Raw genomic sequence first — 13,773 nt, 5'->3', positions numbered from 1 at the left:
ATCGGCGTTATTGATATATGTCTTAATTATAATAAGGTGGGCAGGGAGAAACGGAAAAGGGGGACTGGTGTCTGTATAAAGCGTGCGTAACGGCATGTAAAGCCGTGAAGCCGGAACGTACCGCGGCATGACAGGAGAATGTTTTTGGCTTTATGTTGGAAAAACTAAAATCTTTTTATTACTTTTGCATATAGATAAGGTGTTTTCCGCGCCGGGCAAATTCTTTCGGCTTGCGGAGTATGGTACGTCAGACATGCGACACATAATTGTAGCTGACAACTTCGGACGAACCATAGCGGCACCCTCAAATCAGCCATCCTACCATATAACAGAACTTGAAGCCCCATGACGACTCAGCCAGTTTGCAACAGAAAAAGCGAGAACAAGCCGTTGATAAGTTTTATAATAACTTACTATGACGAGCCGACGGAGATGCTGAAGCAGTGTATCTCCAGTATTCTTGCGCTGAGCCTGAGAGAGGACGAGAGGGAAATCATAGTAGTCGACGACGGCTCGCAGACTTCTCCCCTCGGACAGCTGGGAGCTATGCCGACGAGGTCTTTTATTTCAGGAGGAAGAACGGAGGCCTGAGCAAGGCCCGCAACTCCGGCATAGAACTGGCTCAGGGGAGCTTCGTACAGTTCGTCGATGCGGACGATTACCTGATAGGGCCTCCCTACGAGCAGTGCATAGACTTGCTGCGCTACAAAGACGCGGACATGGTGCTGTTCCGCGAGACCAGTCAGGTGCAGGGCAAGACAAGGTTCTCCTACGAGGGACCCCTGACGGGGAGCGAGCTTATGCGGCATCATAACCTGAGGGCTTCTGCCTGCGGCTATCTGTTCCGCCGCTCCCTTCTGCTCAACCTGCGTTTCCGTCCGGGGATTCTCCATGAGGACGAAGAGTTCACCCCACAGTTGGTGCTGCGTGCCGACAGGGTCTTTTCCACGGAATCACAGGCTTACTACTACCGTGTCCGCAGCAATTCCATTACGCACAGGCAGATATAAGGTCCAAGGTAAGACGCTTCATGGATATGGAAAGCATCATAGTCAGCCTGCATGAGAAGGCCGACCGTCTGCCTGCCGGAGACAAGGCGGCACTGCGGAGGCGGGTTTCCCAGCTCACGATGGACTACATCTACAACATCATGGTTCAGACGCGCGGCCGTTCTTTCCTCGACCATGCCCTAAGTCGGCTGTCGCGGCGCGGGCTGTTCCCGTTGCCCGAGAAGAATTACACGCCGAAATACAGGTATTTCAGCAAATTGGCAAACACAAAGCTGGGCAGGAGGGCGCTTTGGACGCTTCTTCCCCTGACTAAGTAGGAGGGCGGACTATGAAGATACTTCTGATAGGAGAGTACAGTAATGTGCACAACACCCTTGCCAAGGGATTGCGCGAACTCGGCCATTCCGTTACGGTCGTCTCGAACGGAGACTTCTGGAAGGATTACCCCAGAGACATAGACGTGAGCCGCAAGCCCGGGAAGCTGGGCGGAATCCGGCTGCTCTGCAAGGTATGGAGGCTGCTGCCGTCGCTGAGGGGCTTCGACATCGTGCAGCTTATCAATCCCATGTTCCTCGAATTGAGGGCGGAGCGGCTTTTCGCCGTCTACCGGTATCTCAGGAAGCATAACGGACGCTTGGTGCTATGCGCTTTTGGCATGGACTATTATTGGGTTGACGTGTGCAGTACCCGGATGCCCCTGCGATACAGCGACTTCAACATCGGGAACAAGCTCCGCAGCAACAAGGAGGCAACGGAGGCAAGACGGGACTGGGCAGGGACGGCGAAGGAACGGCTGAACAGGCTGATAGCAGCGGACTGCGACGGCATAGTCGCGGGCCTTTACGAATATTGGGTGTGCTACGAGCCTCTCTTTCCCTCCAAGACCGTCTTCATTCCTTTCCCCGTTCAGGTGCAGGAATATCGGGAGCGGCCGGCGGATACGGCTTCCGCAGAGAAAGTGCATCTGTTTATAGGCATCAGCAGAAACCGCTCCGAATACAAGGGAACGGACGTGATGCTGGCCGCCGCACAGGCTCTCCGGAGCAAATATCCCGATAAGGTCGACCTGAAAATAGCCGAGGGAGTTCCCTTCAGCCAGTATGTGAAGATGATGTCGGGTGCCGATGCCATCTTGGACCAGCTGTACAGCTATACTCCCTCCATGAATCCATTGGAGGCTATGGCCCGCGGCATAATATGCGTGGGCGGAGGAGAGCCTGAGAACTATGAGATTCTCGGAGAACGGGAGCTGCATCCCATCATCAATGTCCTGCCTACCTACGAAAGCTGCCTTGAGGAGCTTGAGCGGCTGGTCCTCCACAGGGACATGATTCCAAGCCTCAGGCGGCAAAGCGTGGAATACGTTGCGAAGCATCACGACTACAGGAAAGTTGCCCGGAAGTACGAGGCTTTCTATGCCGGCTTGCTGGCCGACCGTGCAGAATAGTCTTTCGCTGTGGGAGGAGCGTTGGCCCCGGCCGTAAAAAGCATTTACATTCGTGTCTTCTGAAAGGTGTAAGGTGAAGTCTGTAAACAGCTGATAATCAGCGATACATGAAAACCGAAAATGTCTTATAAGACATTTTAAGTTCTCTTATAGGGGGCAAAAGCAAGATTTGATGCAAAAATATGACGTCATATTTTTCGCTTTTGGAGTCGTTTCCGGTGGCTTTTCGCAGAAGGTCGTCCGGCTTTGTTCCGGGCAGCTGCCGGAATGTGGCACGGGGATAGTCTAAGAATCGGCTTCTTGCTGAATTATCTTTCTGTTGGAATTGTCGGCAAGGACATCATAGACTATATTGGTTATCTGCACCTTGAGTTCGTCGATGAACTGTGCCGCATCGTATTTCCCGTGCTCGATGTCGCGGAGTTTCTTCTCCCAGATTCCCGTCAGCTCTGCCGAGGTGAGCAGCTTCTCGTGAATGGTGTCAATCAGGGCAATGCCCGTCTCCGTAGCTTCAAGGTTCTTCTTCTTCCTGCGGATGTAATGCCGCTTGAACAGGGTCTCAATGATGCCTGCGCGCGACGAGGGGCGGCCTATTCCGTTCTCTTTCAGGGCTGCCCGGAGCGTGTCGTCGTCGACCAGTTTCCCTGCCGTCTCCATGGCACGGAGAAGCGAGGCCTCGGTATAGTGCTTTGGGGGCGTTGTCTGTTTTTCCGTAAGGGTAGGGGCGTGGGGGCCGGACTCTCCTTTCACGAAGGCCGGGAGGAGGGCTTCTCCTGATTTCCCTGAGGCGGACGGGGACTTGCCTGCCTGTCTGCCTGCAGTTGTGGCTTCCGGCGACTTCACGTCGTCTTCTTCAGGGGAGGTCGGGGCGGTAACTGCCCTCCATCCCAAATCCAGTATCTCCTTGCCCGATGCCTTGAACTCCACCTCGTCGACCATCCCCAAAACCGTTGTGATGGAAAACTTGCAGTCGGGATAAAATGCAGCGATGAAGCGGCGGGCAATGAGGTCGAAGACATTGTGCTCGGCATCAGTCAGCCCCTTCGGGGGAATCCCCGTGGGTATGATGGCATGGTGGTCGGTTACTTTGGAAGAGTCGAAGACGCGCTTGGGCTTCGGCAGCTGCCTTCCCCCGAGTGCCTTTACCCACTCTGCATAGGGCCGCTTCCCTGCAAATTCCGTTTGGAAAAGGCCGTTCATGGTTTGCGGCACTTGGGATAAATGTCGTCCGAGAGATATTGCGTGTCGACACGGGGATAGGTCGTGATTTTCTTCTCGTAGAGGCTCTGGACGGTGTTCAGCGTCATTTCGGCCGAGTAGCCGAACTTGCGGTTGCAATCGACCTGCAGGGACGTGAGGTCGTAGAGCTGCCGGGGCTGTTCCGCTCCTTTCTTCTTCGTTACGCCCGTGATGGCGAACGGCTTTCCCTCGATGGTGGCAAAGGCCAGTCCGCCCTCTTCCTTGGAAGCGAATCTGCTTGGTGGCTGTGAACTGGGTGTCGCGGTAGATGGTTGCCAGTACCCAGTAAGGCTCCGGCTTGAAGTTGTCTATCTCTTTCTGGCGTCGTACGATGAGGGCAAGCGTGGGAGTCTGTACCCGGCCTATGGACAGGACGTGGCTGTTTTGCCCATAGCCGTTGTTCCCGTACTTCAGGGTGTAGAGGCGGGTAGCGTTCATGCCGAGCAGCCAGTCGCCGATGGCGCGGGAGAGGCCTGCAAGGTAGAGAGGCTGATATTGTTCTTGCTCTCTCAGCGTGGCAAAGCTTCGCGGATGGCCTCGTCGGTCATTGACGAAATCCACAGCCGCTTTACGGGACATTTCACGCCGGCCTTCTGCATCACCCACCGCTGTATCAGTTCGCCTTCCTGTCCGGCGTCTCCGCAGTTGATGATTTCGTCGGCAGACTGGTAGAGCTTCTCTATGACGGAAAATTGCTTCTTTATGCGCTCGTCCTCTATGAGCTTTATGCCGAATCGGGGGGGAATCATGGGAAGTGCCCCAAGGCTCCACCGTTTCCAGTTCTCGCAATAGTCGTTCGGCTCCTTAAGCTCACAGAGATGCCCGAACGTCCATGTAACCTGATAGCCATTGCCTTCCATGTATCCGTCATGCGGGCTGTTGGCTCCGAGGATGCGGGCAATGTCTCTGGCGACACTCGGTTTCTCTGCTATGCAAACTTTCATTCTCTTTTCTGGATTTTTACTTTATGGAGCGTGTGGCCTCATTGAAAGGCACCGATAGGGCATGCAAAGTTAAGTATATTTTTTCTTTCTGCAAAACTCTGCTTCCCATTACTCGCCGCCGTCTGCACCCGTTCCCGGTTTATGAAAAAGGTGCGGGGCTATCGCGGAAGCCGTCCGTCCCAAAGAGAAAGGATAGCCGGAAAAATCGGCTATCCTTTCTCTTTTCAGGCATGACGGAATTATCTCATGGGAGCTTTGAGGGTAGAAACAACCTTCTTTTGTTTCAGGTCTTGCCTCTTCGTATTCTTTCCGCTGAAGACTTTGCCGGCTGCGGGATTCGTCTTCTTGCCCTTTGCCTTGGCGTATGTCGCGCGGGAAAGGGAGAATTCATCATATTCAAGCAATCCCTGCGTGTTGCTGGTCATTATCCCGGAAAAGGAATCATCGTCTAGATAGTTCAGGTCCTTATAGTAGATAACCATCTCTACACCCTTGCCTTGCCCTAACTCAGCGTCGTCAAAGTCTATGATGATGTTCCCGTAATCATCTATCGACCAACTGAAGAAATCCTCGCTGTCGGGCGAGCCGTCGGCTTTTCCCGTCCGCACTTCCCTGCCGCGGCCATAGGCTGCCCCCGTGGCGGCAAGGTCAAAGTCAAGTTCTTCGGTACAGCCGACAGCCGTGTATTGAGTCTCAGCGGCAGTGTTCTTGTAGTGCATGGTCAGGTTTCCCCTCCATGCGGCTCCTGACAGTATATTTGCCATCAATGCCTTGGACTTCTGGATATCGTTGGCCGCTTCTTTCCAAAAATAGATGAAGTCGCTTTCTATGGCATAATCGCAGTTGGAAAAGAACCATCTCCGCGCCGTAGTCTCGTCTGTTCCAAATGTTCCGAATCCTTTTTCGCTGTCAAAATAAGCGTCCAGTACTTCATCAATATTAAGAATATACTTGTTAAGAGCTGCTATGAAATCGTTGTATTCGCTGTCATAGGCATCGGATAATGGGAAAAAAACCACCTGTCAGTTTCCTGCCTATCCGTGCCAAAGGCTCCGTAGAGGTTGAAATAGTCAGAAACTGCCTGACCGATATTGATTTCATATCGGGGACTTCCCCAGTAATCATCACTACTGTCACAACTTGCAAACGCCAACGGCATTGCACACAGGGCAAATGCCATCAAGTAATTCATTATTTTTTTCATAATTTTTGATATTATAAGCATTTATAATTCTTCTGACGATACAAAATTAGACAATTAATCGGATAAAATGAAGAATAGAATTACTATTTTAATATAGGGATTTCCCTATCCTGTAAAAAAGTAGTCGGCAGATTAACATATCCTCCTTGATTTTAGGACTTTTAATATAACTTCCAAATGCTTTGTGAAATAAATATCGTAAATTTGCAAAAATACAATACCAATTTATTGAATAACAAAAAGATTTCAAAACAAGAAATGAAGACAGTTTACGATTTCTCTGTTAAAGACAGAAAAGGAAAAAACGTTTCACTGAAAGAGTATTCCGGCGAAGTTTTACTCATTGTAAACACAGCAACGAAGTGCGGCTTCACTCCAACCTATGACGAGTTGGAGGCAACCTACAAGAAATATCATACACAGGGATTTGAAATCCTTGACTTTCCCTGCAACCAATTCGGACAGCAGGCTCCGGGTACCGATGAAAGCATCCACGAGTTTTGCAAGCTCAACTATGGCACAGACTTCCCGCGGTTTAAGAAAGTGAAGGTAAACGGAGAGGATGCAGACCCACTTTTCAAGTTCCTCAAGGAGCAGAAAGGCTTCGCAGGTTGGGACGAGACTCATCCTATCTATCCTGTTCTCGACAAGATGCTTTCCGAAGCTGACCCCGACTACAAGGAAAGTGCGGAGATTAAATGGAACTTCACAAAGTTTCTCATCAACAAGAAAGGCCAAGTTGTAGCCCGTTTCGAGCCAACAGAGAAGATAGAGCATATTCAGGCACAGATAGAAGAATTGCTGAAATAGTATTTCTATCGCTCAGAATATCAAGGTAGGAATAAGGCGGCTTCCTTATTCCTACCTTTATTTATATGTAGAAGAACGAGTCAAAATACTATCATCTCTTGGACGAATTTGATTCTGCAAATAACAAGACAAGGCTATCTCTATAATTTCTTTTTATTAGTTTTCCTCCTTCCTTTCTTGCTTTTTCTTTTCCGCTTATGTTGGGTCATCATACGAAACAGCTACTTTGGCCAAGTGAAACGGACACTTTGACCCTATGAAAGTGCCCGTTTGACAAGGTGAAAAAGCCTTTTTGGCATAATCTTCGTAAAGTGCTGACTATTATATGTTTATACTTTAGTTATATTGAATGTCGGGAAATAGTGGCAGAATATGGCATAAGTATGTTTTGGCATAGTGTTTTTGAGGTATATACAACAAGGATGTCATGTACCTGATATGTGAAGGATGCTGTATTTGAAACGGGATATTGCGCGATGCCAGTTAGCAGGAGAGAGCTTCCCTATATGGAAGACAACATGTAAGATGGCAGTGTGGAGATATATGACTATCTTTCTCTCATTTCTCAAAAATGTAGAAAAAAACATAAACCTTAAGATTTCAATGAAAGAATTTGCCTAATTTTGCAGTATGAAGCAATTTGGCTATATATTGACCCTGTACCTGATGCTGTTTGTGCACCCTATGCTGATGGCAAAGGACTGGACAGCCACTGACATACCGATGGTACATTTGCAGGATGCACGCAGATATGTATGCGATCCGGAACAGCTGATGGATGCTGCCATACGGGATTCTACGGATGTCTATGCGCACAGGCTTGAAAAGGAATGTGGCATAGAAACCGTTTGGGTAGTGGTCTCGAATGTTGAGAACGGAGACGTCTTCAGGGTAGCACAGGATATAGGCAACAAGGCAGGCGTAGGCAACAAGAAGACCGACAGGGGGCTTGTCGTGGTCATAGCCGTCGGCGACAGAAAGTATTTCATAGCTCCGGGAGAAGGGTTGGAAGGCGATTTGACCGATGCCGAATGTGATGACATTGGCCGTGCCTGTATAGTGAAGAATATGCGGCAAGGTAATGTCAGTCTGGCTGTGTTGTCTACTGCTAAAGCCGTATACTCTAAGTTCAGGACGGGAAAGACTGGAATAGAAAGCAAAGCAGATGCCGACGACGACGGTGTAGGAGCAATGATTTTCCTGATAGCACTTATTGCGTTTTGGATTTATAGTGTCCTGCGCAATGGCAACCGTGGAGGCGGACGTGGCGGACGCGGCAGAACGGGTGGTTGGGGGCCTATTATATGGGGAAATCCCGGACATCTGAACGACCATAGCTTTGGCGGTGGTTTTTCGGGCGGAAGTTTTGGTGGTGGCAGCTTTGGCGGTGGTGGTGCCGGTGGTGGCTGGTAGCAATTTCAGAATAAACAATTAATATAACTATTATAGTATAAAACAATGAAGAATAAGACTTTATGGATTTTAGTAGCCGTCCTCGTTGTAGTGGGAATGTGGGCTTTTTCAGGGTACAACGGAATGGTTGATAAGGAGGAGGAGGCTACGACGGCCTTAAGTAATGTACAGGCTGCCTATCAGCGCAGGGCTGACATGATGCCGCAACTGGCCAAGATTGTCAAGGCGTATGCAAAGCATGAGCGTGAGACTTTTGAACAGGTTACAAAGGCGCGCAATGCTGCGACTCAAATACACTTAGATGCCAGCAATCTTACCCCGGAAAAATTGAAACAATATGAAGCGGCACAGAACCAAGTTGCACAGGCTTTTTCGCGTCTGATTGCTGTTTCCGAACGCTACCCGGAACTGAAGGCAAGCGAGAATTTTAAGTCGCTTCAGATACAGGAGGAGGGAACCGAGAACAGAATCAACGAGGCGCGAAGAAAGTTTAACGAATCGGTACAGGCGTATAACCAGACAGTCCGCCATTTCCCCAACTCAATGCTCGCAGGCATTTTCGGCTTTAACAAAATGGCAAAGTTTGAGGCTGCTTCTGGTGCGGAAAATGCACCGGATTTGGATATTTGATAATTGAGAAGCCTATTGCCTCTTTGCAATTAAACAGACTTTTCTTCCCACGTTTCGATAGTCCCCGGTGGATAATCGAAGTGTGGGAATATTATTTTTTGATGCTGCGATAACCTACCAAGCGGTCTGTTCTTCCGCCTGTTTCACGATAATATACCAGTGCCTGATAGGTATTCTCTGTCTGGTAGAAACTGCCTTCACTGGGTAGAAAACTCGTCCTCCCATTGGCATCAAGGAGCAGGAACTGGTAGTTGTAGTAGCCTAATTTCAGGGGGATGGCAGCCTCGTAAGACTTCGCGTCTTCGTTGTATTCCATCCTGTATTGCGGTTCAAAGCGGTCGTAAGTCCAGTCCCCGTTCAGGTAAATCTCGCCTGCAGTCAGGCGTGGACAGGCGTATTGGAAGTGGACGGTCATATAGTCGCTTTGTGTGTTGACTTCCACGTCATTAGAGTTTCTGACTACAAAGGCTCCGTCAGCATCTTCGTCGTAAAGGTAGTTGGGACGTGGAAGGGCTGTAAACGGGTAGGCTTGGAAGTTGCTGCCGTCCCAACCAATCCGCTCAATGCCCATTGTGGCAAAGTCGGTGGACAGTATTTCAAATTTTCGGTATTCGTTTCCTGCCATGAAGATGTAGTCCTTGTTGTGGCTCCACCGCAGTCCGTCGCCCATGACGTATTGTGGCCGGGAGTTCCATCGGGCATCATCCCACCTTCGGTTTTGCAGTACCACGGTCTTTATTTGTCTGTTTGGGTCGGTTACGGTATAGTTTCCATAGCTGAGTTCCATCCCTACCTGCTGATGAGCCGTATTGATGGTGGCGTCGGTCTGGGTTGTTACCGACAGCCCCACACCCATTCCCTGTGGTTCGGTCAGCATGAAGCAAGCTGAGAGCACGGGCTGTTCGTCAGTGTCAAGTACGGTCAGGCGGTAATTACCCGATAGTTTCGGACGGCACTTCTCATTCGGTAAAGTGATATGGTAATGTGTATAGAGTGTATTGGTAAGGAGCGATTGCTGATAGTCGTCAATGGTATTATCGTTGATGAATCCGCTCACGATGTCGCTGTCAAAGAGTCCGGTTGATGTCGTCCAGTCTGCCTCGCAATGTTCTATCCTATAGGTATATCGGCGGTATTCGTGGGTTGTATCGTCAAAATCGATGCTGATGCTTCCGTTACCCAGCTCTGCCACTGGTAGAGAGAGCCAGTCGCCATTGGCTACAACCTGAAGGGAACGAATGTCTGGCGATAGTATCTCGTGGCGTTGCGCCAATATCGGGCAGGACGTGAAGAATACGGAGAGCAGCAGTAGTTTTCCTTTCATCGTGTTGTTTTTTGTTTGAATTATCTGTATAAGCTGCTTGTGTCAGGGTAAATGTATGTGTCCGATTTCCCTGATATGGTAAGGCTGCCATGAGAGTACTCTCCATGAAGCGGAAATCGGACAAGTTTGTTCAAGTGAAGCTAATAGTCTCTTTGCCGGGGGCATCGGACAAATATTATTGTATCTTGTTATTCCTCGTCTAATAATACTTTCAGGAAGCTGTTGAGTTCTTCGTCCAGCCCCTGCATCAAATCGCCTCCGATAATTATAGTGTCGCCGTCTGCAACATAAAGCTCGGCAATATTCTCCTTGTCGTCGTTTTCGAGCACAAAGCTGTAGGGCTTCATAATGCCGAAGTTGTCTACCATCTCTTTCATCCGCATTAGTTCCAGACGTAGAAAGTTTGCAACATCCCGGTAGAACTTGTCGTCTTTATTGTCTATCCATTGGTCTACGACGCATCGGGTAATTTCCTTGTCATCATCGTCGAACGCCATCAAGTCTCCGCTGTCTTGTGATACCCTGATGTGAATATCCGTCATCAGCCCAGCCTCTTCGTCGGCAGGAACTTCTGTGCCACTTTCTTGAGAAAGCGTTCAGTCTGTTGCTGTGTTTGTTCTGTTGGTTTCATAACGACTAATTTATTCTATGTCTACAAAGATACAGAAACTTTTAGTTATTTGGTTATTCTTCTCGCCTTTTTCTCTTTTTTTATTGTTAGGGTCTGAAATATTCCCTACCTTTGCACGGCAGATTGTCGCCGGCGCATCGGAACAAATGGCTTGGTGATGCTGCATCGGACATACGGGAAAACATATCAGGAGCGATAAGCCGTCGTATATCAGGCTTTCATTCTTCCAACTCCCTTAGTTCCTTTAACTCCCAAATATTCAGGCTATATGAAACAGACCATTTTAGTAACTGGCGGTACGGGCTTCATCGGTTCGCACACGACGGTAGAGCTGATAGAGGCAGGCTACAATGTAGTTATTGTAGACAATCTGTCCAATTCAAAGATTGAGGTGCTTGACGGCATAGAGAAGATTACGGGTGTTCGGCCGGCTTTCGAGCAAGTGGACCTTCGCGATAAAGAAGCGACCGAAAGCGTATTCAGAAAATATCCTGCCATAGAAGGCATCATTCATTTTGCTGCCTCCAAGGCAGTGGGCGAAAGTGTTCAACAGCCCTTGATGTACTACCGCAACAATGTAATTTCGCTTATCAATCTTCTTGAACTGATGCCCGAATATGGCGTAAAAGGCATTATCTTTTCCAGTTCCTGTACCGTCTATGGCCAGCCGAAGCCCGAGCATCTTCCTGTTACCGAGAGTGCCCCGCACCAAAAGGCAACATCGCCCTATGGCAATACAAAGGAAATCAACGAACAGATTATTTACGACTATATCCACAGCGGTGCCGGCATCAAGAGTATCGTGCTCCGCTACTTCAATCCTATAGGGGCGCATCCTACAGCCCTTATCGGCGAACTGCCCAATGGCGTTCCCAACAACCTCATACCTTATGTAACCCAAACCGCGATGGGTATCCGCGAGCAGCTGACAATCTTTGGTAACGATTACAATACCCCCGACGGCACCTGTATCCGCGACTATATATATGTCGTAGACCTTGCCAAGGCACATGTGGCCGCGATGGCCCGTGTACTTGATAAGCAGACTGAACCTGTCGAATATTTCAATATAGGGACGGGCAGTGGTAATTCCACTCTCGAAATCGTTACAACTTTCGAGCAGGCAACGGGTGTAAAGGTGAACTGGAAATATGGACCACGTCGTGAAGGAGACATTGAGAAGATTTGGGGCGACTGTACCCATGCTAACACCGTATTGGGGTGGAAGGCTGACACACCGCTTGCTGATGTTCTTGCCAGTGCGTGGAAGTGGCAGCAGAAACTTCGTGAGGATGGGGTTATGTAGACTCTGTACTTCCCAAAAAGATTATCGGCAAGGAGGCAGATGGCGTCTAAAGATAACGTTAAACATCTATACTCCTCCTGTATCTGATTGAAAATAAATAGAATGGTATGATAAAAGGCAGGAAATCCAAATGGTTTCCTGCCTTTTGTCTTGATTATAATTATTTAGCCTTTAATATTTGGCTCTTCAAGTCCAAGGTGCTTCTTCTTGTCAACTACCTTCAAGATGAGTCCAATAATCAGGGCGACTACACCCAAACCGGCAAGCATGATCAGCGGAGCTGTATAGTTGAGCTGCGTAGGGTCGGTTACTCCAACATTCGTTTTGTCAAGAACCTTGCCAATAAGCAGTGGGAACAGCCATAGGCCTATGTTCTGAATCCAAAAGATGAGGCATAAGCAGAGCCGATAATCTTTGCATCTACCAACTTCGGCACGCTTGGCCACAAAGAGGCTGGAACCAAAGAGAATGATGCTCCAAGGATGAGAATCGTTACATAGGCTACGATGACGCCTCCTACCTGACTTGTCTTGAATATCGGAAGAACAAAGGCAAAGGTGAGATGGCAAAGAATCAAGAGCATAGAACCTAAGATGAGCATGGAAGCTGCCTTGCCCTTGTGGTCTACATAACTTCCCAGAATTGGTGTGATACCTACTGCAAGGAGTGGGAATACAGCAAAGATGGATTCTGCCGACTGGCGCATGTAGCCCATATAGCAGTAGAGTACAAGACTTGCAACAGAGAGCACAAGCGTCAAATTCTTGATTGCTTTATTCTTCATGAAGTTGAACATGAATGCTGTCGCTGCAACAACCAACATGATAACATACTGAACGATGGTAACGCTTGAGGATGCCCAGAAAGAGTCGGCAGGAAGCTCTGTAAATGTAAGGTTACACTGGAGCATGTTTACGGCATACTTCTGGAATGGGAAAATAGCCGAATAATAGAGCACGCAGAGCAGTGCTACGAGCCAGAAGCCCATACTGGTGAGAATCTTGCCCAAATCGCTGATTTTGAATGGGTCTTCCTTCTCTTCGGCCTCGCCTGTCTGAGAATCAAGCTTCTTATCCATAAAGAAATAAACAACGAACATCATCAACGCAATACAGATAAGCACGACACCGAACGCTACCGAACGGGAAACATCGATGCTTCCGCCCAACTTGGCAAAGAACGGAGAGAAAATCATACAGGTAGCAACACCAAGACGAGCCAAAGCCATTTCTGAACCCATGGCCAGTGCCATCTCGCGTCCCTTAAACCACTTTACAATACCACGTGAAACCGTGATACCTGCCATCTCGGTACCACAGCCGAATATCATAAAGCCACAAGCAGCAACCTTGGCAGATGACGGCATGCCCTCATAGAAAGGAGAAACGCCCAACTGCTCAAAGACAGGAATGTGGTTAAGGTTATTGGTAAACCAAACGTCAAGGGCACTGCCTGCAAAACTTTCGCTGATGGCGTAATATTTGATAAGCGCACCTGCCAACATTACCGCTCCCGACAAAACAGCCGTAAAGCGCACGCCCATCTTATCAAGGATAATACCTGCAAAGATAAGGAAGAAGACAAAGACGTTGAGGAATGTCTCCGAACCCTGCATAGTACCGAACGCAGTGGAGTCCCAACCTCTTTGCTGAAGCATCAAATCCTTAATAGGAGAAAGGATGTCTACAAAGATGTAGGAACAGAACATTGCCAAAGACAAAAGGAGGAGAGCCGTCCAGCGCATTGCCGCCGAATCTCTCAGTTGTTGTTTTCATTTTTTCTGTCATGATATTTATTTAATTTATAACTTATATT

At 48.7% G+C, this 13,773-nt stretch carries 10 protein-coding genes and 3 pseudogenes; 6 read left to right on the top strand and 7 right to left on the bottom strand.

From position 1 onward, the window contains the following. Positions 1 to 345: 345 nt before the first annotated feature. Positions 346 to 1,327: pseudogene (locus JCM15908_RS12735) on the top strand (glycosyltransferase family 2 protein). 11 nt (positions 1,328 to 1,338) lie between these two features. Then, positions 1,339 to 2,457, top strand: a complete 1,119-nt coding sequence (locus JCM15908_RS06315; protein WP_025002707.1) for a glycosyltransferase family protein — start codon at positions 1,339 to 1,341, stop codon at positions 2,455 to 2,457. Between the two features lie 285 nt (positions 2,458 to 2,742). On the opposite strand, the gene JCM15908_RS15665 is transcribed toward JCM15908_RS06315, so the two are convergent. The 4 genes from JCM15908_RS15665 to JCM15908_RS15100 all read right to left on the bottom strand — a co-directional run bounded on the left by JCM15908_RS15665 (position 2,743) and on the right by JCM15908_RS15100 (position 5,844). Next, complete coding sequence (locus tag JCM15908_RS15665; protein ID WP_444543840.1) at positions 2,743 to 4,257, bottom strand: DNA topoisomerase; 1,515 nt, start codon at positions 4,255 to 4,257, stop codon at positions 2,743 to 2,745. Continuing rightward, positions 4,206 to 4,640 carry a toprim domain-containing protein gene (locus JCM15908_RS15585; RefSeq protein WP_373277410.1) on the bottom strand — a complete coding sequence of 145 codons (435 nt, stop codon included), beginning with the start codon at positions 4,638 to 4,640 and terminating at the stop codon, positions 4,206 to 4,208. Before JCM15908_RS15585 ends, JCM15908_RS15665 begins: the two co-directional genes overlap by 52 nt. 239 nt (positions 4,641 to 4,879) lie before the next feature. Beyond that, entirely contained in the window at positions 4,880 to 5,659 is a 780-nt protein-coding gene (locus JCM15908_RS12725) for a hypothetical protein (protein ID WP_234396393.1), read from the bottom strand. Continuing rightward, entirely contained in the window at positions 5,605 to 5,844 is a 240-nt protein-coding gene (locus JCM15908_RS15100) for a hypothetical protein (protein ID WP_234396392.1), read from the bottom strand. Before JCM15908_RS15100 ends, JCM15908_RS12725 begins: the two co-directional genes overlap by 55 nt. 258 nt (positions 5,845 to 6,102) lie before the next feature. Between JCM15908_RS15100 and JCM15908_RS06300 the strand changes: the two genes are divergently transcribed. The 3 genes from JCM15908_RS06300 (at position 6,103) to JCM15908_RS06285 (ending at position 8,697) form a co-directional block, all read left to right on the top strand. After that, positions 6,103 to 6,654, top strand: coding sequence for a glutathione peroxidase (locus JCM15908_RS06300; protein WP_025002706.1), 552 nt, complete (start codon positions 6,103 to 6,105; stop codon positions 6,652 to 6,654). A gap of 630 nt (positions 6,655 to 7,284) precedes the next feature. Next, positions 7,285 to 8,067 (top strand): TPM domain-containing protein, encoded by a 783-nt coding sequence (locus tag JCM15908_RS06290; RefSeq protein WP_025002705.1) that lies wholly within the window; start codon positions 7,285 to 7,287, stop codon positions 8,065 to 8,067. A gap of 45 nt (positions 8,068 to 8,112) precedes the next feature. Further along, complete coding sequence (locus JCM15908_RS06285; RefSeq protein WP_025002704.1) at positions 8,113 to 8,697, top strand: LemA family protein; 585 nt, start codon at positions 8,113 to 8,115, stop codon at positions 8,695 to 8,697. Positions 8,698 to 8,788: 91 nt separating this feature from the next. Here the strand turns inward: JCM15908_RS06285 and JCM15908_RS06280 are convergent, their stop codons facing one another. Both JCM15908_RS06280 and JCM15908_RS12720 read right to left on the bottom strand, forming a co-directional pair. After that, positions 8,789 to 10,021, bottom strand: coding sequence for a type IX secretion system plug protein (locus JCM15908_RS06280; RefSeq protein WP_025002703.1), 1,233 nt, complete (start codon positions 10,019 to 10,021; stop codon positions 8,789 to 8,791). A gap of 188 nt (positions 10,022 to 10,209) precedes the next feature. Beyond that, a pseudogene (locus JCM15908_RS12720) lies at positions 10,210 to 10,652 on the bottom strand (hypothetical protein). A gap of 268 nt (positions 10,653 to 10,920) precedes the next feature. Between JCM15908_RS12720 and galE the strand changes: the two are divergent. Continuing rightward, positions 10,921 to 11,958 carry a UDP-glucose 4-epimerase GalE gene (gene galE / locus JCM15908_RS06265; RefSeq protein WP_025002702.1) on the top strand — a complete coding sequence of 346 codons (1,038 nt, stop codon included), beginning with the start codon at positions 10,921 to 10,923 and terminating at the stop codon, positions 11,956 to 11,958. A gap of 164 nt (positions 11,959 to 12,122) precedes the next feature. Here galE and JCM15908_RS12715 read toward each other — a convergent pair. Next, positions 12,123 to 13,745 (bottom strand): annotated as a pseudogene (locus tag JCM15908_RS12715) (MFS transporter). Positions 13,746 to 13,773 lie beyond the last annotated feature (28 nt).

It is taken from the genome of Prevotella dentasini JCM 15908 (genome assembly GCF_000614065.1).
Lineage (GTDB): Bacteria > Bacteroidota > Bacteroidia > Bacteroidales > Bacteroidaceae > Prevotella > Prevotella dentasini.
Note: the sequence above shows the minus strand (reverse complement) of the source record. Positions and strands in the feature narration are given on the sequence as shown.

Coding starts and splice junctions, on each gene's coding strand:
- JCM15908_RS15585 (WP_373277410.1), bottom strand. CDS start 4,640: ATGAAAGTTTGCATAGCAGAGAAACCGAGTGTCGCCAGAGACATTGCC.
- JCM15908_RS06280 (WP_025002703.1), bottom strand. CDS start 10,021: ATGAAAGGAAAACTACTGCTGCTCTCCGTATTCTTCACGTCCTGCCCG.
- JCM15908_RS06290 (WP_025002705.1), top strand. CDS start 7,285: ATGAAGCAATTTGGCTATATATTGACCCTGTACCTGATGCTGTTTGTG.
- JCM15908_RS06285 (WP_025002704.1), top strand. CDS start 8,113: ATGAAGAATAAGACTTTATGGATTTTAGTAGCCGTCCTCGTTGTAGTG.
- JCM15908_RS06315 (WP_025002707.1), top strand. CDS start 1,339: ATGAAGATACTTCTGATAGGAGAGTACAGTAATGTGCACAACACCCTT.
- galE (WP_025002702.1), top strand. CDS start 10,921: ATGAAACAGACCATTTTAGTAACTGGCGGTACGGGCTTCATCGGTTCG.
- JCM15908_RS06300 (WP_025002706.1), top strand. CDS start 6,103: ATGAAGACAGTTTACGATTTCTCTGTTAAAGACAGAAAAGGAAAAAAC.
- JCM15908_RS15100 (WP_234396392.1), bottom strand. CDS start 5,844: ATGAAAAAAATAATGAATTACTTGATGGCATTTGCCCTGTGTGCAATG.